We start from the raw sequence: 19,629 nt of genomic DNA on the forward strand, positions 1-19,629 counted from the left end.
TGACTGGGCTAATAAAATAGCTAGAAAGGTTCACAAATAAAGAAATGATTTTCCAGCTTAATTTATTCATTTCAACAGATGGAATTGTTGAATAGCTAAATGCCAGATATCAAAAAGAGAAAAGGCTGCCAAAAAATGAACAGCCTTTTCTCCTTTGATGCAAATATTATTTCTTAAACGCTTGCAATAATATCATTTAGCGTTTTGCTAGGTCGCATAGCATTACTTACTTTTTCTATAGTAGGATTGTAATAACCTCCTATATCTACCGGGGAGCCCTGAGCTCCATTTAGCTCGTCTACTATTTGCTTTTCATTGTCTGCAAGCTCCTTAGCCACTTTCTCAAACCGCGCTTTCAGCTCTGAGTCCTGAGTTTGGTTAGCCAGTGCTTCTGCCCAGTAAAGAGCCAGGTAAAAATGACTACCTCTGTTATCCAGTTCATTGACTTTTCTTGATGGTGACTTGCCATTATCCAGAAGCTTACCTGTAGCCTGATCCAATGTTTCAGCCAGAATTTTGGCTCGTGGATTATCATTTTTATTACTCATATGTTCCAGAGAAGCAGCTAAAGCCAGAAACTCACCCAGTGAGTCCCACCTTAGGTGACCCTCTTCTACAAACTGCTGCACGTGTTTGGGAGCAGACCCTCCGGCACCCGTTTCAAACAAACCTCCTCCGTTCATAAGCGGTACAATAGAGAGCATTTTGGCGCTCGTTCCTACTTCCAGGATCGGAAAGAGGTCTGTCAAATAGTCTCGCAAAACATTACCGGTTACTGATATGGTATCCAATCCTTTTCTGATTCGCTCAACAGAAAACCGGGTGGCCTCCACAGGAGACATAATGTGGATCTCTATATCAGAAGTATCGTGATCCTTCAGGTACCTGTTTACCTTTTCTATCAGCTGTGCATCATGAGCACGATTTTTATCCAGCCAAAACACTGCCGGAGACCCGGTTTCCTTAGCGCGATTTACAGCCAGCTTTACCCAGTCCTGAATAGGAGCATCTTTTACCTGGCACATTCTCCAGATATCACCAGCTTCCACCTGATGCTCCATAACCACGTTTCCATCCTGATCTACCACTTGCACTGCTCCGTCAGCCGGGATTTCAAAAGTCTTGTCATGAGAACCGTATTCCTCGGCCTTTTGCGCCATCAGGCCTACATTTGACACGCTACCCATTGTGGTAGGATCATATGCTCCGTTTTTCTTACAGTCATCGATCACTTCCTGGTAGACCCCTGAATATGATCTGTCAGGAATCACGGCCTTGGCATCTTTGGGATTCCCATCGGGTCCCCACATCTTACCACTGGTACGGATAGCTGCCGGCATAGAAGCATCAATGATGACATCACTTGGTACATGGAGGTTCGTAATGCCTTTATCAGAATTAACCATCGCCAGCTCGGGACGCTCCTGATAGCATGCCTCAATATCCGCTTCTATCTCTTTTTTCTTTGTATCATCCAGTGACTGAAGTTTGGAATATAAGTCACCAAGTCCATTAGTCGTATCTACGCCCAGCTCTCTGAAAGTAGTGGCATGTTTTTCAAAAACAGGTGCAAAGAAGACTGAAACCACATGCCCAAAAATGATCGGGTCTGACACCTTCATCATAGTGGCTTTCAGGTGAACTGAAAATAAAACTCCCTGTTTTTTCGCATCTTCCACTTCATTTTCAAGAAAAGACCTCAAAGCTTTTCTTCGCATAACTGCGGAATCTATCACTTCTCCCTCCAGCAGAGCTACCTTTTCTTTGAGTACTGTTTTCTTTCCGTCAGAGCCTACATGCTGTATTTGGACGTGTCCGGCTTTAGTTACAGTCACTGATTTCTCACTTCCATAAAAATCCCCCTCGCTCATGCTTGCCACATGAGACCTGGAATCAGAAGCCCATTCACCCATAGAGTGTGGGTTTTTCTTAGCATATTCCTTTACGGCCCTGGGTGCCCTTCTGTCTGAGTTACCTTCCCTCAATACCGGGTTTACAGCACTCCCCTTTACTTTATCGTATTTAGATTTGATCGCTTTTTCCTCCTCGGTTTTAGGTTCAGCAGGATAATCGGGCAGATCATAGCCCTGAGACTGGAGCTCCTTAATTGCAGCTACCAATTGAGGAATAGAAGCACTGATATTTGGCAATTTGATGATATTGGCTACCGGCGTTTTAGCCAGTTCACCCAGTTCTGCTAAAGCATCAGAAATCCGCTGTTCATTTGTCAATCTCTCAGGAAAGCTGGCGATAATTCGGCCCGCCAGGGAAATATCTTTCGTTTCAAATGAAACTCCGGCAGGAGCTGCAAATGCTTCAAGAATAGGCAGCAGAGAATAGGTTGCCAATGCCGGAGCCTCGTCCGTTTTCGTGTAAACGATCTTTGATGCTTGTTTTGTCATATTTACGTCTAAAATTTAGGCCACATATCCGGCCGTGGTGATTAATCTATCTATCAATTATCAATAACTTTCTTCCTTATTTGGAAAATCTTTGGATTTGATGTCGTTTATGTAATTAGTAGTAGCCTCACCAATAATTTTATTTAGATCTGCGTACTGACGCAAAAAACGGGGTTTAAAATCCTGAGTAATGCCAAGCATATCGTGAACGACCAAAACCTGACCATCTACGTCCGCACCAGCGCCTATACCTATGACCGGAATGTCTACGGACTCTGCCACTTCCTTAGCCAGAGCAGCGGGGATCTTTTCCAGCACAATCCCAAAGCAGCCGATTTCCTGTAATAACCGGGCATCGGATTTTAGCTTTTCGGCCTCCTCTTCTTCTTTTGCCCGTACAGTATATGTACCAAATTTGTAAATGGACTGAGGGGTGAGCCCAAGGTGTCCCATCACAGGTATGCCCGCAGACAATACCCTGCTGATGCTCTCCTTTATTTCAATTCCGCCTTCCATTTTCACGGCATGCGCTTCTGACTCCTTCATAATACGGATACAGGAACGCAAAGCCTCTGAGCTATTTCCCTGGTAGCTGCCAAATGGTACATCCACCACAACCAGTGCACGGTCCACTGCTTTTACCACAGAAGTGGCGTGCCAGATCATGTGATCAAGAGTGATGGGCAGTGTGGTCTCATTGCCGGCCATGACATTGGAAGCGGAATCTCCTACGAGCAATACATCAATCCCGGCACCATCCAGGATTCTGGCCATCGAATAATCATAAGCAGTAAGCATCGCGATCTTCTCTCCGGAGGCCTTCATCTCCTGCAGCCGATGTGTGGTTATTTTCCTGAATTTTCCCTGAGCTTTACTCATAGTTCTTTTTGGAGTGCTTACCTGTGTAAGGAGCCGCAAATTAATAAAATCCCCGCTTATAATAAATGGATTGGCCTACTTCCATTTGATATTGCAACCCATGCTCGGATATTGCTCTTCAGGTATAGCCTTACCAGCTAACAGAAGGTCCAATGCTCCCCTTAAATCTTTACCATTCACGGGCTTATCATTACCCGGGCTAGCCTCATCCAACCGGCCTCTGTAGACCAGACTGAGTTCATGATCAAAAAGGAACAGATCGGGTGTGCACTCAGCCTGAAAAGCTTTGGCTACCTCCTGAGTTTCGTCATACAGATATGGAAAATGAAAACCCACCTCGTGAGCTTGCTTTATCATATTCTCCGGGGAGTCGTCAGGGTAGTTCTCTATATCGTTTGAAGAGATTGCCACGACTCCAAAACCTTTTGGCATATAATCATCAACCACACGGGCCAGCTCATCCTGAATATGGACCACATAAGGACAGTGCCTGCATATAAACATCACCAGCAGCCCCTTTTCTCTCAATACCTCATGAGGAGTTATCTTTTTTCCGGAAACAACATCTATGAGTTCAAAATCCGGTGCTTTTGTTCCTAATGGTAACATTCCAGATGGTGTGAGTGCCATAAATCAGTTATCTTTTTGCTTTAAAAAACTTCATCAATATTAACCCAACTGAAATGAAATACTCATTAGTTCTTGCTTTTGTTTTAGGGCTGTCATTAAATGTCTTTTCTCAAACACCCGCGCCAGGCCGAACAGAAGGTGAAGGACCTTTTGACCAACTGATCATCAGGGGCGCCACTCTGATCAACGGTAACGGAGCTCCACCTATCGGACCTGTGGATATTGTCATTGAGAAAAATAAGATCGTAAAAGTGGCTACCGTTGGTCATCCCGGGGTAGAGATAAGCTCATCATCAAGACCCCAGGCAAAAGCCGGAGCTAAAGAAATAGACGCTGCAGGCATGTACGTACTTCCGGGATTTATAGACATGCATGGTCATATAGGCTCAATCAAAAGTACTCCTGCTGAATACGTTTTTAAACTCTGGCTGGCACACGGCATAACCACCATTCGTGAGCCAGGTAGCTTCAGGGGAAGGGATTGGACACTAGCTCATAAAAAAAGAAGTGCTGAGAATGAGATTACAGCTCCGCGCATTGTTTCCTATACAGGATTTGGAATGGGTAGTGAGATAAATACTCCTGAAGATGCTGTGAAATGGGTGCGTGAAAATGCAGATGCGGGATCTGATGGTATCAAGTTTTTTGGAGCTCGTCCGGATATCATGAAGGCTGCCCTGGAAGAAAACAAAAGATTGGGTCTGGGATCAGCCTGTCACCATGCACAAGTGAACGTGACATGGCTTAATGTGCTCAACTCGTCCGAATGGGGACTTACTACCATGGAGCATTGGTATGGGCTTCCAGAAGCTATGTTTGAAGATCGTATTGTTCAGAATTACCCGGTAGACTATAACTACCAAAACGAGCAGCACCGGTTTGAAGAAGCAGGTAAGTTATGGGAGCAGGCTGCTGAGCCCTATTCTGAAAAGTGGAATGAGGTGATGAATACCTTACTCGATCGAGATTTCACACTGGACCCCACTTTTAACATCTATGAAGCAAACCGTGACCTGATGCGCGCCCGTCAGGCAGATTGGCACAAGGACTATACACTCCCCTCTCTCTGGGAATTTTATCAGCCGAGCAAGGTCTCTCACGGATCTTACTGGCACTACTGGGGTACTGAGCAGGAAGTGGCCTGGAAGAAAAATTACCAGCTCTGGATGACCTTTGTAAACGAATACAAAAACCGGGGTGGAAGAGTCACTACCGGCTCTGATTCAGGATATATCTTTCAATTGTTTGGTTTTGCTTATATCCGTGAGCTTGAGCTTTTGCGGGAGGCAGGCTTTCATCCGCTAGAGGTTATCCGGTCGGCAACTTTGATGGGAGCCGAAGCCCTGGGGATGGATGATAAAATCGGTACTGTGGAGCCTGGAAAATATGCCGATCTACTACTACTGGAAGAGAATCCGCTTGCTAATCTCAAGTCTCTTTACGGAACCGGGGCAATTAAGCTCACGGAAGACAATAAAGTAACCCGCGTTGGAGGAGTAAGCTATACCATCAAAGATGGGATCATTTATGATGCCAGGGCTTTGCTCAAAGACATCAGGGAGATGGTGAAAGAAGCCAAAGAGGCAGAAGGTGATATCATACAGCCTGGTTACCCCAATTGGGATTAACGTCAATATTTGATAAATTTATTAATCAGTAACCAGGCGATGAAACATCATTTTTTAATCTTAAACTCATTCATTTTCATACTTTCCGGATGTATAGAAACCCAATCCAGGAAAGATGAAGCTGAACCTCCGGCAAGGGTCGTGGAAAATTCTGATAAGGTCATTTCCCTGCTTGGTAAAGTACTCGACGAAATTCCCCTGTCAGACGAGGTGAAGGAAAAAGGACAAAGAGAGCTGGCTACCGCTCAGGCAAATTACGAACAGGAACCTGATAACCTGGCAAATATTATCTGGTATGGTCGCAGGCTGGCCTACCTCGGTCACTACAAAGAAGCTATCAGGATCTATTCGGTTGGCCTGGATAAGTTCCCTAATTCGTACCGGCTGTTACGCCACAGGGGACACAGATACATTACGCTAAGAAAATTTGATGATGCCATCCAGGACCTGCAGCGAGCCGCCTTTTATGCCAGACCTCATGAAAATCAGACAGAACCGGACGGGATACCTAACCGCCTGAATAAGCCATTGTCCAATACTAAGTTCAATATTTGGTACCATCTGGGGCTGGCTTACTACCTGAAAGGCAATTATGACAAAGCTATTTCTGCTTACAAAAAATGCATGGAGTTTTGTGACAATGATGATCTGCTGGTTGCGACAACAGATTGGTTTTATATGACCTACAAAAAAATTGGGAATAATAATGCTGCAAAAGAACTACTGAAACCCATCAGCAGGGATATGACTATTATCGAAAACACTTCCTATCATAAACGTCTGCTGATGTATAAGGGCATATATGATGCCGAAACACTCCTGAATGAAGCAAAACAGGGAATGCCAGAAGAAGCCCTGGAGCCGACCCTCGCATATGGTGTGGGAAACTGGTACGCATACAATGGCAGCCTGGACAAAGCACGAGAAATTCTATTTCGCATCACCGTAAGTCCCCGATGGGATGCATTTGGATATATTGCTGCGGAGGTAGATCTGCTGTCTCTGAAAGACCTATAGCGCTTCAATCTCTCGCTTAACCTCCATAAGCCTCTCCGGGTAATCTGTAATAATTCCGTCTACACCCATATGAAGCATCTTGATCATATCTTCCTTATTGTTGACTGCATAAGTGTAAACCTCAAATCCTCGAGCATGCATTCTAAAGACCCTTCTGGTAGATAAAGTATGGTATTCCGGATTCAGTGCTTTCATTCGGTCATCTTCCTTTGCCCGGCCAAGGTGGAGTTTCGTCTCTACATAAAAAGAAATCAAAGGCGCCGAATCCTCTCCAATCATAAGCTTCTTGGTTTGTACGTGATCATCATACTCATGTGCAGCCTCCAGATAAGCCGTCTCATAAGACTGTAAAATAATCCAGTCGTAACCATTCTTTTCCTGCCTGATAACATCAATCAATTTTTCAGCAAAATCATGATAATGAGGATGATCCATATGCTTGATCTCAATCAAAACCTTGCATCTGCCGTTTATAAAATCAAGGGCCTCCTTCAGCGTAGGTACTTTCTGATCTCGAAAAGCAGGATCAAACCACGATCCGGCATCAAGCTCCTTGATTTCGGCTAATGTATGGTCGTGCACAAGTCCCGTACCGTTTGTGGTTCGGTTCAGGGTTTCGTCATGAAAGACAATGATCTCCTCATCTTTCGTGTTCCTGACATCCAGCTCGATCATATCCACTCCCAGATCAATGGCTTTTTTGAAAGCAGCTATGGTATTTTCAGGCGCAGTGCCTGAGGCTCCCTTGTGAGCAATCACCTCAAACTTTTTCCCTTTTAGATCCTTATCGATCTCTCCACTGGCAACAATATGCAGATAGATCCATGGTTCAAACACTGCAAAGCAGAGAAAGAGAATGATAAACGGAGTGGAATAAATAAGAAACTTCTTAGTCATTTCATTAGTGCAATGATTACATAAAATGAGCATGATGCTCAACCTACGCGGTCCGACCCAAACATTGAGAATACGGGGACGCCAAGTCCAACCAGGTATGCCTGGCCGGCCGCAATCAAAGTTGGGCAGCAAACCGCTTATTTTGGAAACTTTGAACACATGAAATTACGAAAATACCGCATCATTTCTGAATAATCACCCGGCATTTTTTTAGCCATTATTCCGGCTTGGTAAGCTTCAGATGCAGCTCCTGCAATTGATCCTGATCAATGGCTGATGGCGAATCGATCATTACGTCCCTTCCGGAAGTATTTTTAGGGAATGCAATGAAATCACGAATACTGTCCTGACCGCCGAATAAAGCACAAAGACGGTCAAAACCAAAAGCAATACCTCCATGTGGTGGTGCTCCGTATTCAAATGCACTCAGCAGAAAACCAAACTGGGCCTGCGCCTCTTCTTTAGTAAAACCTAATGCGTCAAACATCTGTGACTGGATCTCCCGGTCATGTATCCTGATGGAGCCACCACCGAGCTCAACACCATTTACCACCATATCATAAGCGTTTGCCCGCACACTTCCAGGGTCAGACTGAAGCTTATCCAGGTCCTCTATTTTTGGGGACGTAAAAGGATGGTGCATCGCATGATATCGTTCGGTCTCTTCATCCCACTCAAGTAATGGGAAGTCCACGACCCATGCCGCTGCTACTTTATTTTTATCTCTGAGACCAAGTCTGGATCCCATCTCCAATCTCAGGTCAGACAACGCCCTTCTGGTTTTCGCTGTATCGCCGGCAAGGACCAGAAGCAGGTCGCCCGGTTTAGCCCCAAACTTCTGAGCCCAGCCCTTCAATGCTTCCTGATCAAAAAATTTGTCAACAGAGCTTTTAAAGCTTCCGTCCTCATTGCATTTTACATAGACGAGACCCTTAGCTCCCACCTGGGGCTTTTTCACAAATTCCGTAAGCTCATCCAATTGTTTTCGGGTATACTCAGCACACCCCTCCGCGTTGATCCCAACAACCAGCTCTACACTGTCAAAGACCATAAATCCTTTGCCCTGAGCCAGGTCATTCAGCTCTGTGAATTCCATGCCAAACCGTAGATCAGGCTTATCAGATCCGTACTTTGAAATCGCCTCAGAGTAAGGTATATGTGGAAGTGCTCCTAACTCAATGTCTTTTATTTCTTTGTAAAGATGACGAATGAGGCCTTCAAAAGTCTCTAAAATATCTTCCCTGGTCACGAAAGACATCTCACAGTCTATTTGTGTAAATTCAGGCTGTCGGTCTGCTCGCAAATCTTCATCTCTGAAGCATTTTACAATCTGAAAATACCTGTCAAATCCTGAGACCATCAGCAGCTGCTTAAAGGTCTGGGGGGATTGTGGTAGCGCATAGAACTGATTTGGGTTCATGCGTGAGGGCACCACAAAGTCCCTGGCTCCCTCAGGTGTGGATTTTATCAGGTAGGGTGTTTCCACCTCTGTAAAAAGATGCTCAGAAAGATAAGCTCTTGTCTTCTGCAGGAGTTGATGGCGCATCTCCAGATTTTTCCTGACCACATTTCTCCTGAGATCCAGGTATCTGTATTTCATCCGCAGATCCTCTCCTCCGTCAGTATCGTCTCCGATGATAAATGGAGGAACCTTGGATTTATTGAGAACAGACAGGGATTTTACCTTTACTTCAATATCTCCGGTTGGTATTTTATCATTTTTAGAAACACGCTCTACTACTGCACCGGATGCGGATATTACAAACTCCCTACCCACCTCTCGTGCCTGGGAGATCACCTCCTCACTTGTCTGACCTTCCTCAAAGATCAGCTGGGTGATGCCATACTTATCGCGAACATCTATCCAGACCATTCCGCCTTTATCTCTTAGTTTTTGGACCCATCCGCAAAGTGTTACTTCCTGGCCAATGTGCTCATTTCGTAGTTCGCCACAAGTGTGAGTTCTTAACATTTTTATATTTTTTCGCTACAATACCTGATAAAACAGCGGCAAATTTAACAATAGTTTTAGCTTTGAAATAAATAAATCCTGAAACCTGATGAAGTCATACAATAAGCTTTGGATACTTTTAATTGTTATTATGGTTGCGAGTTCTCAGACACATTCCCAAATCCCACTGGAACGTGTAAAGGTCAACAATTACATTTCCATGGAAATTCCGAGTTCTTTTGTGCCAATGGATCAGGCAGAACTTTACAGCAAGTATGTTTCTTCCAGGATGCCGATTGCCATGTTTACCAGTATGGACAGAAGAATAGACCTGGGCATTAATGAAAACAGCAGTACCTGGGCAGCCTCAGATTATGAGATCCTGAAAGACTTTCACAAATCCAACATACTAAACCTGTTTGATCAGGTGGAATTTATTCAGGAAGATATTCAGGAAATAGGCGGGCGCAAATTTGTGGTGTATGAATTTATCTCCAAAATGACCGGTGAAGAAAGTACTTTCGGTGAACGTGAGTCCATAAGTAAATACACCTACATCATGTACACCATCCGAAACAACAAAGTCCTGCTATTCAACTTTACTGCCCCAGCCCGTATGCGATCTGAATGGAAAGACACCGTGAAGAAAATGATGGAGAGTGTGAGGATCAAAGGATAAAGCGATATTTGTAGCGACTTCCAAATACGAGTCTTTTTATTATCTTTTCGTTATGAAGAATGAAAATGACCCGGAAAAAGACAGGCTAACGTTCGAAAACGAGCTTAAAAAACTCAAACTCAAAGCAGAAAAGGGTGCAGAGTTTTTTAGCGGAGAAGGTAAGATCCCGGCAGAAATAGAATCACAATGGCTGGATCACATCATGGCTTTTGAAAAAGCATCCGAGCATCCTGAAACCCGTAAAATCAAAGACATACTCAATAATCCTGATCTACCTTCTCCAGAGAACCTTAAAGATGGAGAACTATCAGCAGCTCTTGAAAAGGTATTGGACTTACTGGCAAAAAACAACATGGCCCTGGATGTCATTTATGAAGTTCCGGAACAAGAGGTCTATCGATTCATTTATGAAGAACTTTTGGAGCATGAAATCCAGGTGATAAACGTTCCTGGTATGGTTACACACTTAACTTACGAGGAGTTTCACCCTAATGATGAAGAAGACCTTAAAAGGTACGCGACGGAATTTCTTGAAATGCTGGGAAAGAAAAGTTTTGAATTTATAGACGCTACTTTATCCTCCGAAATTACCCATCAGGGTGAGACGATTCCCAGCAAACAGTTCGCAGAGTGGTTGAGCCGCCATTTTGATACGCTGGAAGTACACTTTGAGGAAATACAAATTACCTCCGTTCAAATAAATGAAGACAAAGCTGTAGTGAAATGTCAACTATCTTACCAGAAAGCAAACAAAACCTCGGCTGTTTCTACCCATATCACTGACGAAGCAACCTTCGATTTTGTTCATACATTGGGCTTTTGGTACATTGGGTGTGTATCGATACCCGGCTTAAGGCTTTAAATTTTTAAGATTCCAGCCTGGATCCATTGGGTTTCTTCCTTAATTTTCCCAGGGATAACAATTTTTGGTTAAACTCGATCCATCCTCTTATATGTGTATGGGCCTGTTTTCAGTAGCTGCTAAACAAGCTTCTTTCACTGCCTCCATATAGGTAGGGTGTGCATGCGACATGCGTGCCACATCCTCAGCTGAGGCTCTGTATTCCATCGCAGTAACTCCTGCAGCGATCATATCCGCTGCCCTGGCTCCTATGATGTGCATGCCCAGTATTTCATCGGTTTCTTTGTCTGCGAGTACTTTCACAAGCCCTTCCAGGTCCATAGAAGCCCGGGCTCTTCCAAGTGCTTTATAAGGAAATTTGCCTGTTTTATAGGCTCTGCCCTGCTCCTTCAATTGCTCCTCGGTAAACCCAACACTTGCTACCTCGGGCCAGGTATACACCACACCCGGGATCAGGTTATAATTGATATGTGGCTTTTGTCCGGCAAACTGCTCAGCCACAAAAACGCCTTCTTCCTCCGCTTTATGAGCCAGCATTGCGCCTTTCACTACATCTCCTATCGCCCAGATATTATCCACATTGGTTTTCAGGTGCCCATCTACCTCGATCCGTCCTTGTTTGTCCGTTTCGATTCCTACATTTTCAAGCCCGAGGCCTTCAGTATAAGGTCTGCGGCCTATAGAAACGAGGCAATAATCTCCTTTAAACTCTACGGTTTCCCCTTTTGGGTTTTCAGCTTTTACTGTGACCTGCTTCGCCGTACTCTTCACTTCAGTCACCTTATGGCTCAGATGATTTTCAAAACCAAGTCCCTTTAAGGATTTTTGCAGCTCTTTACCCATCGTACGGTCCATAGTAGGAATAAGGCTATCCAAATACTCTACTACCGTGATCTTAGATCCCAAGCGTGCGTAGACTGACCCCAGCTCCAAACCGATAACACCTCCACCAATCACGATCATGTGCTTTGGCACTTCCTTCAACTCAAGGGCTTCGGTACTCGTGATCACCCGCTTTTTATCAATGTCAATAAAGGGTAATGAAGCAGGTTTAGAGCCGGTAGCTATAATCACCTTTTCGGAGGTAACCGTCTTTTCGTCCTTATCAGATTTGATAACGATGGTATTCTTGTCTTTAAAAGATCCCACCCCCTGATGCACATCAATTTTATTTTTCTTCATCAGAAAAGCGATACCATCTACATTTTGCTTCACAACCTCGGCCTTTCGGCTGATCATCTGCTTCAGGTTTACCCTGGGTTTATTGATATCAATCCCATGTTCCTTAAAAGTGGTCTCAGCACTGTGATAATGCTCCGAAGAATCAAGAAGCGCCTTAGACGGAATGCACCCCACATTTAGACAAGTCCCACCAAGGGTAGGATATTTCTCAATAATAGCTGTTTTAAATCCAAGCTGAGCAGCTCGAATAGCCGCAACATATCCACCGGGCCCTGAGCCTATTACGGTTACATCGTAATCCATTGTAGTTTATTTTTTAAGCCTGCAATCCAACGCAAGCACATGAATGATCTGTTTATACACCAAGTAAAAGTCTGGTTGGATCCTCCAGAAGCTCTTTCACCCTCACCAGGAAGCTTACAGATTCTCTACCGTCAATTATCCGGTGATCATAGGACAAGGCCACATACATAATAGGCCTTACCACAATCTCTCCATTCTCCACTACCGGACGTTCCACAATATTATGCATCCCCAGGATGGCAGACTGAGGAGCATTTATTATCGGAGTGGAAAGCATAGAACCGAAAATTCCACCATTGGTAATGGTAAATGTACCGCCTTGCATTTCCTCAATACTGAGCTTGCCATCTCTGGCCTTGGTAGCTAAGCGAATGACCTCTTTCTCCACCTGATCAAACCTCAGTGACTCTGCATTTCTGATCACCGGCACCACAAGTCCCTTAGGAGTAGATACAGCAATAGACACGTCACAATAATCATGATAAACCAACTCTTCTCCATCGATAGCTGCATTAACAGCCGGCCAATCCTGCAAAGCCATGCAAACTGCCTTGGTGAAGAAGGACATGAATCCCAGTCCTACCTCATGCTTTTCTTTAAATGATTCTTTGTACTTCTTACGGATATCCATGATCGGCTGCATATTCACCTCATTAAAAGTGGTGAGCATCGCCGTTTCATTCTTCACGGAAACCAATCGCCTGGAAATGGTCTTACGCAAAGACGTCATTTTTTGTCGGTTTTCTTCCCGACTCACCCCAGATTTGATATCGGGAGCCTCATAAGAAGGCCTGGATGCTTTCTCTTCTTTAGGAGTTTCTTTCTTCTCCTCTTTTTTCGGAGCCTGCTTCTCAGCATTCATCGCATCCTCCTTGGTGATACGTCCATCCTTGCCAGTACCCTTCACCTGGTCAGGCGATATACCTTTTTCCTCCAGAATTTTAGCAGCTGCCGGCGAAGCATGACCTGTAGCATATGTCTCTTTAGATGATCCCTTATCAGGACTTGCAGATGCTGAAGAGCTACCTTCGGCTGGTTTAGACTCAGAAGTGGATTTTCCTCCCTCAGCTACCTCGATTTTACAGATCAAAGCCCCGATCTCTAATGTGGCTCCCTCTTCTGCTTCTATCCTCAAAGTACCACTGGCCTCTGCCGTAAGCTCAAACGTGGCCTTATCTGATTCGATCTCAGCTATTACCTCATCCAACTCCACAAAATCACCATCTTGCTTAGTCCAGGCAGAAATGGTTACTTCATTGATGGATTCACCTACAGCAGGTACATGCATTTCCTTCACTTCTCCTGTTGGTTTCGCTTCAGATTTTTCTTCCTTTTTGTCCTCCTTAGAAGAATCAGCTTTTCCGTTGGAACTCGCCTTTGACTCATCAATCTCGCAGAGCACTGCCCCGATTTCCAGACTCTCACCTTCTTCAGCTTTTATGTGTAATTCACCAGCTGCTTCCGCAGTTACTTCAAAGGTGGCCTTGTCGGATTCCAACTCACAGATGATTTCGTCCATTTCCACGATATCACCATCCTTTTTAGTCCATTGTGCCACAGTAACTTCGGTAATCGATTCACCGACCGCCGGTACTTTCATTTCAAGGCTCATAAATTGATTAGTTATATTTCAAATGCTTTTTTAACAATTTCTGCTTGCTCACTCTTGTGAACTTTCGAGTATCCCGTAGCTGGTGAAGCCATCGCTTTTCGGGCCACCAGCTTCAGGTTCAAATTTGAAATACGAAGCATAAATCCCCACGCTCCCATATTTTCCGGCTCCTCCTGCACCCATACCAATTTAGGGTTACTATATTTCTTCAGTATTTTGTCCAGTTGTTTTTTCGGAAAAGGATACAGCTGCTCCAAACGAACGATCGCCACATCCTTGATCTTTTTCTTTTGCTGCTCTTCCTGAAGATCATAAAAAACCTTTCCTGTACAGAGGAGTACCTTTTTCACATTCTTCTTAGTTGCATAATCGTCATCCAGCACCTCCTGGAAAGAGCCTTTCAAAAACTCAGCCTTTGGTGAAATCACTTTAGGATGTCTCAATAAAGACTTGGGAGAAAAGACCACACACGGTTTTCTGAATTCCCAGGTAACCTGCCTTCTCAACAGGTGAAAGAAATTAGCCGGTGTGGTAATGTCCGCGATCACCATATTTTCCTGAGCGGTCATCTGGAGGAAGCGCTCCATTCTTGCACTGGAGTGCTCAGGACCCTGACCTTCATATCCATGAGGAAGCAACATCACTAAGCCGTTCATGCGTTGCCACTTGGTCTCAGCGCTGGTAATGAACTGATCGATCATCACCTGGGCACCATTGGAAAAGTCGCCGAACTGTGCTTCCCACAGCACGAGAGCATTAGGTGTAGCCATGGCGTAACCATATTCAAAGCCAAGTACCCCGTACTCGGATAGCAAAGAGTTATAGATCCTGAAAGGCTCCTGTTTTTCCTGGATATGGTTCAGATTACTATAGGGTTCATTGGTATTAGAATCAAATAAAACCGAATGACGGTGAGAAAAAGTACCTCGCTTCACATCCTGACCAGACATCCTCACAATTTTACCCTCAGCGAGTACCGACCCATAAGCCAAAAGCTCTGCATCTGCCCAGCTCAGTTCTTCGGTTTCAAAGAAATGCGCCTTGCGCTCTTTTAAAAGCTTGTCTATCTGTCGTAGGGGTTTAAACCCTTTTGGCATGGTAGTTAAAGCTTTTGCCACGCTCTGATATACTTTTTCATCCACACTGGTATCAGGTGACTGATCAAAGTCTTCCGGTTTGGAACGTCTCAGAAAATGCCATTCTTCTTCAATCTTTTGAGGCTTATATGGCAGCGGTTTTTGCTTTACTTCATCCAGCCTGTCCTGAAGTTGTTTCTTAAACTCCTTGTCCAGACTGTCCGCCCGCTCCTCACTAATGTCTCCCCGCTCTATAAGAGTTTTAACATACAGGTCACGAGGATTTGGGTGTTTGGCAATGATATTGTAAAGTTTAGGCTGAGTAAACTTGGGCTCATCACTTTCATTATGCCCATGTCGCCGGTAGCAAAGCAGGTCTATAAAAAAGTCTTTGTTGAATTTCTGTCGATATTCCACGGCCATATTTGCTGCAAAGGCCACAGCCTCCGGATCATCTCCGTTTACGTGAAGAACCGGCGCATCCACGATCTTTGCCAGATCAGTACAGTAAATGCTTGACCGTGCATCATCATAATCTGTAGTAAACCCAACCTGATTATTGATTACAAAATGTATAGTACCCCCTGTCCTGTAGCCACTCAGCAATGACATTTGAATGCATTCATACACAATACCCTGACCAGCAACTGCTGCATCTCCATGGATAAGGATGGGGACTGCCTTTCGAACATCCCCACGGTATTCGTCATCGATCTGAGCACGCGTATAACCTAAAACAACCGGGTCTACAGCCTCCAGGTGGGAAGGGTTTGGCGCCAGCTTCACGTAGATCTTTCTTGATCCGTTTGTCTGGACATAACTGGAATACCCCAAATGATATTTCACATCACCATCACCCATGGTCAGGTCAGGATCAGTATTTCCCTCAAATTCGGAAAATATCTCCTCATAGGTTTTCCCCATGATGTTAGCCAGCACATTGAGTCGTCCTCTGTGAGCCATCCCGATAACAACCTCCTCAGCATCCAGCTCAGCAGCCTTTCGAATGATCTTATCCAAAGCAGGAATGGTATTCTCACCCCCTTCAAGGGAAAAGCGCTTTTGCCCCAGGAATTTCGTGTGAAGAAAATTCTCGAATACCACTGCTTCATTCAGCTTGGACAATATTCTTTTCTTCTCATCAGTAGCGGGATTGATATCCACACCCTCAGTCTCCACCTTGGATTTCATCCATTCAAAAATGTCTGAGTTACGAAGGTGGTTGTACTCATATCCTATATGCCCCAGGTAGACCTTTTCCAGACGATCGCGTATTTCCTTTAATGTGGCTTTACCAAGGCCTATCTCCTTACCTACTTCAAATTCCTCATTCAGATCATCCTCAGTAAGACCGAAGTTATCCAGCTCAAGGCGAACCATATGTTGTCTGCGCTGCCTTACCGGATTTGTGTCGGATTTTAAATGTGCCCGGGACCTGTGAGCGTAGATCAGATTTCTGACCTTTATCTCCCTGGAACCCTCAAGCTCTTCACCAGCGCCGTTTTCCCCATACTTCTTCAGAGAAAATTCAAATCCCTCAAAAAACTTCTTCCAGGAATCATCTACACTTTCGGGATTATTTTTGTAAGACTGATAGAGTTCGTCGATGTAGCCCACATCGGCATTGGAGATGTAAGAATATTTGTCCATTATATATGGGCGTTTGTTTTTTGTTTGGTGGAACAAATATATGGCGCAATTATTTAATATGAAAACCGCATATTCGCTTAAACAAATATCTATATTAATTCTCACATTTTATCTCCGGGTTTCAAAATACATATTTTAACCTTATCTTTGCGGTCCTTTAATAAATTTTGAATGGACGAGTTCCATAAACAAAACAATTTATGCCTGTAAAAATCAGACTAGCGCGTCGAGGACGCAAAAAGCAAGCCATGTACGATGTAGTAGTGGCAGACTCAAGAGCACCACGAGATGGTAGATTTATTGAGAAGTTAGGGACGTACAATCCTAATACCGACCCGGCAACAATTGTTCTAAATGAAGAAAGAGCATTTGACTGGGCTATGAAAGGAGCACAACCTACGGACACCGTAAGAGCGATCCTTTCTTACAGAGGTATCCTTATGAAAAAACACCTGCAGATCGGTGTGGTGAAAGGAGCCTTAACACAGGAAGAAGCTGACAAAAAATTCGAGGACTGGCTGAATGAGAAAGAAGCCAAGATCCAGGGAAAAGTTGACCAGCTATCCAAAGACAAAGCAGCTAAGGCGAAAGAAAGACTTGAAGCTGAGAAGAAAGTATCTCAGGCCAGGGCTGAAGCAATCGCCAAGAGAAAGAAAGTTGCTGATGAAACCCTTGCTGCTGAAGTAGCCGAAGCAAATGCAGATGAAAAAGAAAAAGCTCTGGAAGAAGAAGGAGCTGAAGCTGTAGCCGAGGCAGAAGCTAAAGTAGAAACTCAAACTGAAGAAGCTCCGAAAGAAGAAAAAGCTGAAGAGCCGAAAGATGAGGCTAAGGAGGAAGCTCCAACTGCTGAAGCTAAGCAAGAACCTAAAGCTGAAGAAACTAAGGAAGAACCTGAAGCCAAAGAAGAGCCTAAAGCCGAAGAAGCTAAGGAAGAAAAAGAGGAGCCTAAAGCTGAGGCCAAGGCTGAAGAAGCTAAAAAAGAAGAAGCTTCCAAGGACGAATCTTCAGACGAAGAAAAGAAAGAGGGATAATTCGCTAGAAAATGGGTTTTGATGATTGCTACCATCTTGGTAATGTGGTCAAGACTCATGGATTGAGAGGAGAACTGGTTTTTTTCCTCGATGTAGACGATCCTTCCCCTTATAAAGAAATGGAATCAGTTTTCATTGAATTCAATGGAAAATTGATTCCTTTTTTTATTGAGGCTATCCAACTTCAGGGTGACCGGGCGCTGGTAGTTCTGGAAGACGTAGATGACGTAACTACTGCAAGCGAACTTGTCGGAAAAGACCTTTACCTTCCACTCAGTAAGCTACCGAAACTCCCAAAAGGAAAATATTACTACCATGAACTCATCGGATTTGAGGTATTGAACGATCAAAAGGTGATTGGGACAGTATCTGAGATTTTTCAGCTGCCCAACAATCAGCTTTTAGGGGTAAATTGTAACGGAAAAGAAGTTTTAATCCCGCTGGAAGATAAGATCATACTGGAAGTGGACCTGGTTAACAAAAAGGTAATTACCCGGCTTCCCGATGGATTGCTTGACGTATATCTTGAAGAATGAGGTTAGATATCATTACATGCTTACCTGAGTTATTTGACGGACCACTAAATCAGAGTATCGTCAAACGGGCTCAGCAAAAGGGTTTGGTTGAGATTGCCATCCACAACCTTCGTGACTACTCAACAAATAAACATAAAAATGTGGATGACTATGCATACGGTGGTGGTGCCGGTATGGTCCTCATGATTGAGCCCATAGACAAGTGCATCCGGAAACTAAAGGAGCAAAGAGAATATGACGAGGTGATCTATCTTACTCCGGATGGTGAAAAGCTGGACCAGGGCATGGCAAATCAGCTGTCGTTAAATAAAAACATGATCCTCCTCTGCGGTCATTATAAGGGCGTAGATCAACGAGTCAGGGATCACCTGATCACAAGGGAAATAACGATCGGTGATTATGTGCTTTCCGGTGGTGAGCTGGCAGCTATGGTCCTTTCAGATGCATTGATCCGGTTGGTTCCGGGTGTTTTAAATGATGAGTCCTCCGCGCTGACAGATTCATTTCAGGATAACCTGCTTGCCCCTCCGGTATATACCAGGCCCGCCGAATACAAAGGCTGGAAAATACCCGATGTACTCACCTCAGGCCATGAGGCCAACATTGATAAATGGCGCCATGATCAGGCAGTAAAACGGACAAAAAAAAGAAGACCTGATTTATTGGAATAAAAACTTGAATAATTCTTAGTAGTCAATTCTTCATTCTCGATTATTTATCTATATTTGCACTCCTTTTTGAGAAACACTCAAGTGAGTAAAGACATGAGCGAGCTATTAAAATTTGTAGAGGAAGAAAATAAAGCGGTAAAGGATAAATACCCTGCATTCGGCCCTGGAGATACAATCAACGTACACTATAAAATTAAGGAGGGAAACAAGGAACGAATCCAGCAATTTCAGGGTACTGTTATTCAAATCAGAAACCGTGGTGGAAGTGGTGAAACATTTACTGTAAGGAAAATATCCAGTGGTATCGGGGTAGAACGAATCATTCCTATCCTTTCTCCCAATATTGATAAGATTGAGCTTCTGAGAAAAGGCCGCGTAAGAAGAGCTCGTCTGTTCTACCTGAGAGGAAGAAAAGGAAAAGCTGCAAGAATCAAAGAAAAGCTTTAATAGCAGATAAAAATATTTTTCTAAAAAGAGCCACCCAGGCATTTCGTCCGGGTGGCTCTTTTTTTCTGCTAATCCGACAATCTTTGCCGTATGCCCTGACTATTTGGCAGATTTATCCATTATTTTGCACTGTTTCTTAAGGATCATTCCCGATCCGGAATGAATGTATGGTTTTT

General features: G+C 44.1%; 16 protein-coding genes. 8 read left to right on the plus strand and 8 right to left on the minus strand.

Translation table 11 applies throughout. The annotated features are described in order from the left end of the window. Nucleotides 1-173: 173 nt before the first annotated feature. From AC3E9V_RS21890 to AC3E9V_RS21900, 3 genes are all read right to left on the minus strand, one after another. On the minus strand, nt 174-2,402 hold the full coding sequence (locus AC3E9V_RS21890) for an NADP-dependent isocitrate dehydrogenase (RefSeq protein ID WP_488750302.1): 2,229 nt from the start codon (nt 2,400-2,402) through the stop codon (nt 174-176). 60 nt (nt 2,403-2,462) lie between these two features. Beyond that, on the minus strand, nt 2,463-3,281 hold the full coding sequence (gene panB, locus AC3E9V_RS21895; RefSeq protein WP_488750303.1) for a 3-methyl-2-oxobutanoate hydroxymethyltransferase: 819 nt from the start codon (nt 3,279-3,281) through the stop codon (nt 2,463-2,465). A 75-nt stretch (nt 3,282-3,356) separates the two neighbouring features. Beyond that, nucleotides 3,357-3,890 (minus strand): thioredoxin family protein, encoded by a 534-nt coding sequence (locus AC3E9V_RS21900; protein WP_488750304.1) that lies wholly within the window; start codon nt 3,888-3,890, stop codon nt 3,357-3,359. Between the two features lie 74 nt (nt 3,891-3,964). On the opposite strand from AC3E9V_RS21900, the gene AC3E9V_RS21905 reads away from it, so the two are divergent. Together AC3E9V_RS21905 and AC3E9V_RS21910 are read left to right on the plus strand one after the other, a co-directional pair. Next, nucleotides 3,965-5,539 carry an amidohydrolase family protein gene (locus tag AC3E9V_RS21905; RefSeq protein WP_488750305.1) on the plus strand — a complete coding sequence of 525 codons (1,575 nt, stop codon included), beginning with the start codon at nt 3,965-3,967 and terminating at the stop codon, nt 5,537-5,539. Nucleotides 5,540-5,578: 39 nt separating this feature from the next. Beyond that, on the plus strand, nt 5,579-6,556 hold the full coding sequence (locus AC3E9V_RS21910) for a tetratricopeptide repeat protein (RefSeq protein ID WP_488750306.1): 978 nt from the start codon (nt 5,579-5,581) through the stop codon (nt 6,554-6,556). Here AC3E9V_RS21910 and AC3E9V_RS21915 read toward each other — a convergent pair. Together AC3E9V_RS21915 and aspS are read right to left on the minus strand one after the other, a co-directional pair. Beyond that, a complete protein-coding gene (locus tag AC3E9V_RS21915; RefSeq protein WP_488750307.1) occupies nt 6,551-7,453 on the minus strand; it encodes a glycerophosphodiester phosphodiesterase in 903 nt (300 codons plus the stop codon). The genes AC3E9V_RS21910 and AC3E9V_RS21915 overlap by 6 nt on opposite strands. Nucleotides 7,454-7,670: 217 nt before the next feature. Continuing rightward, nucleotides 7,671-9,425, minus strand: a complete 1,755-nt coding sequence (gene aspS, locus AC3E9V_RS21920; RefSeq protein ID WP_488750308.1) for an aspartate--tRNA ligase — start codon at nt 9,423-9,425, stop codon at nt 7,671-7,673. 88 nt (nt 9,426-9,513) lie between these two features. Here aspS and AC3E9V_RS21925 point away from each other — a divergent pair, with 88 nt between their 5' ends. Both AC3E9V_RS21925 and AC3E9V_RS21930 read left to right on the plus strand, forming a co-directional pair. Beyond that, the gene (locus AC3E9V_RS21925; protein WP_488750309.1) at nt 9,514-10,083 is read left to right on the plus strand and encodes a hypothetical protein; all 570 of its coding nucleotides are present in this window, start codon (nt 9,514-9,516) and stop codon (nt 10,081-10,083) included. Between the two features lie 52 nt (nt 10,084-10,135). Further along, complete coding sequence (locus tag AC3E9V_RS21930; protein ID WP_488750310.1) at nt 10,136-10,945, plus strand: hypothetical protein; 810 nt, start codon at nt 10,136-10,138, stop codon at nt 10,943-10,945. Nucleotides 10,946-11,032: 87 nt separating this feature from the next. Here AC3E9V_RS21930 and lpdA read toward each other — a convergent pair whose 3' ends face one another. The 3 genes from lpdA to AC3E9V_RS21945 are packed head-to-tail and all read right to left on the minus strand — an operon-like array spanning nt 11,033 to nt 16,768. After that, the gene (gene lpdA, locus AC3E9V_RS21935) at nt 11,033-12,430 is read right to left on the minus strand and encodes a dihydrolipoyl dehydrogenase (RefSeq protein ID WP_488750311.1); all 1,398 of its coding nucleotides are present in this window, start codon (nt 12,428-12,430) and stop codon (nt 11,033-11,035) included. Nucleotides 12,431-12,482: 52 nt separating this feature from the next. Next, entirely contained in the window at nt 12,483-14,042 is a 1,560-nt protein-coding gene (odhB, locus tag AC3E9V_RS21940; protein WP_488750312.1) for a 2-oxoglutarate dehydrogenase complex dihydrolipoyllysine-residue succinyltransferase, read from the minus strand. A gap of 11 nt (nt 14,043-14,053) precedes the next feature. Then, the gene (locus AC3E9V_RS21945) at nt 14,054-16,768 is read right to left on the minus strand and encodes a 2-oxoglutarate dehydrogenase E1 component (RefSeq protein WP_488750313.1); all 2,715 of its coding nucleotides are present in this window, start codon (nt 16,766-16,768) and stop codon (nt 14,054-14,056) included. 200 nt (nt 16,769-16,968) lie between these two features. Between AC3E9V_RS21945 and AC3E9V_RS21950 the strand changes: the two genes are divergently transcribed. The 4 genes from AC3E9V_RS21950 to rplS all read left to right on the plus strand — a co-directional run bounded on the left by AC3E9V_RS21950 (nt 16,969) and on the right by rplS (nt 19,453). Beyond that, nucleotides 16,969-17,799, plus strand: coding sequence for a 30S ribosomal protein S16 (locus AC3E9V_RS21950; RefSeq protein WP_488750314.1), 831 nt, complete (start codon nt 16,969-16,971; stop codon nt 17,797-17,799). A gap of 11 nt (nt 17,800-17,810) precedes the next feature. Next, the gene (rimM, locus tag AC3E9V_RS21955; protein ID WP_488750315.1) at nt 17,811-18,335 is read left to right on the plus strand and encodes a ribosome maturation factor RimM; all 525 of its coding nucleotides are present in this window, start codon (nt 17,811-17,813) and stop codon (nt 18,333-18,335) included. After that, a complete protein-coding gene (gene trmD / locus AC3E9V_RS21960; protein ID WP_488750316.1) occupies nt 18,332-19,006 on the plus strand; it encodes a tRNA (guanosine(37)-N1)-methyltransferase TrmD in 675 nt (224 codons plus the stop codon). Before rimM ends, trmD begins: the two co-directional genes overlap by 4 nt. A 93-nt stretch (nt 19,007-19,099) precedes the next feature. After that, complete coding sequence (rplS, locus tag AC3E9V_RS21965; RefSeq protein WP_488750317.1) at nt 19,100-19,453, plus strand: 50S ribosomal protein L19; 354 nt, start codon at nt 19,100-19,102, stop codon at nt 19,451-19,453. The last annotated feature ends 176 nt before the right edge of the window (nt 19,454-19,629 follow it).

This window comes from Marinoscillum sp. HNIBRBA16962 (assembly GCF_057801515.1).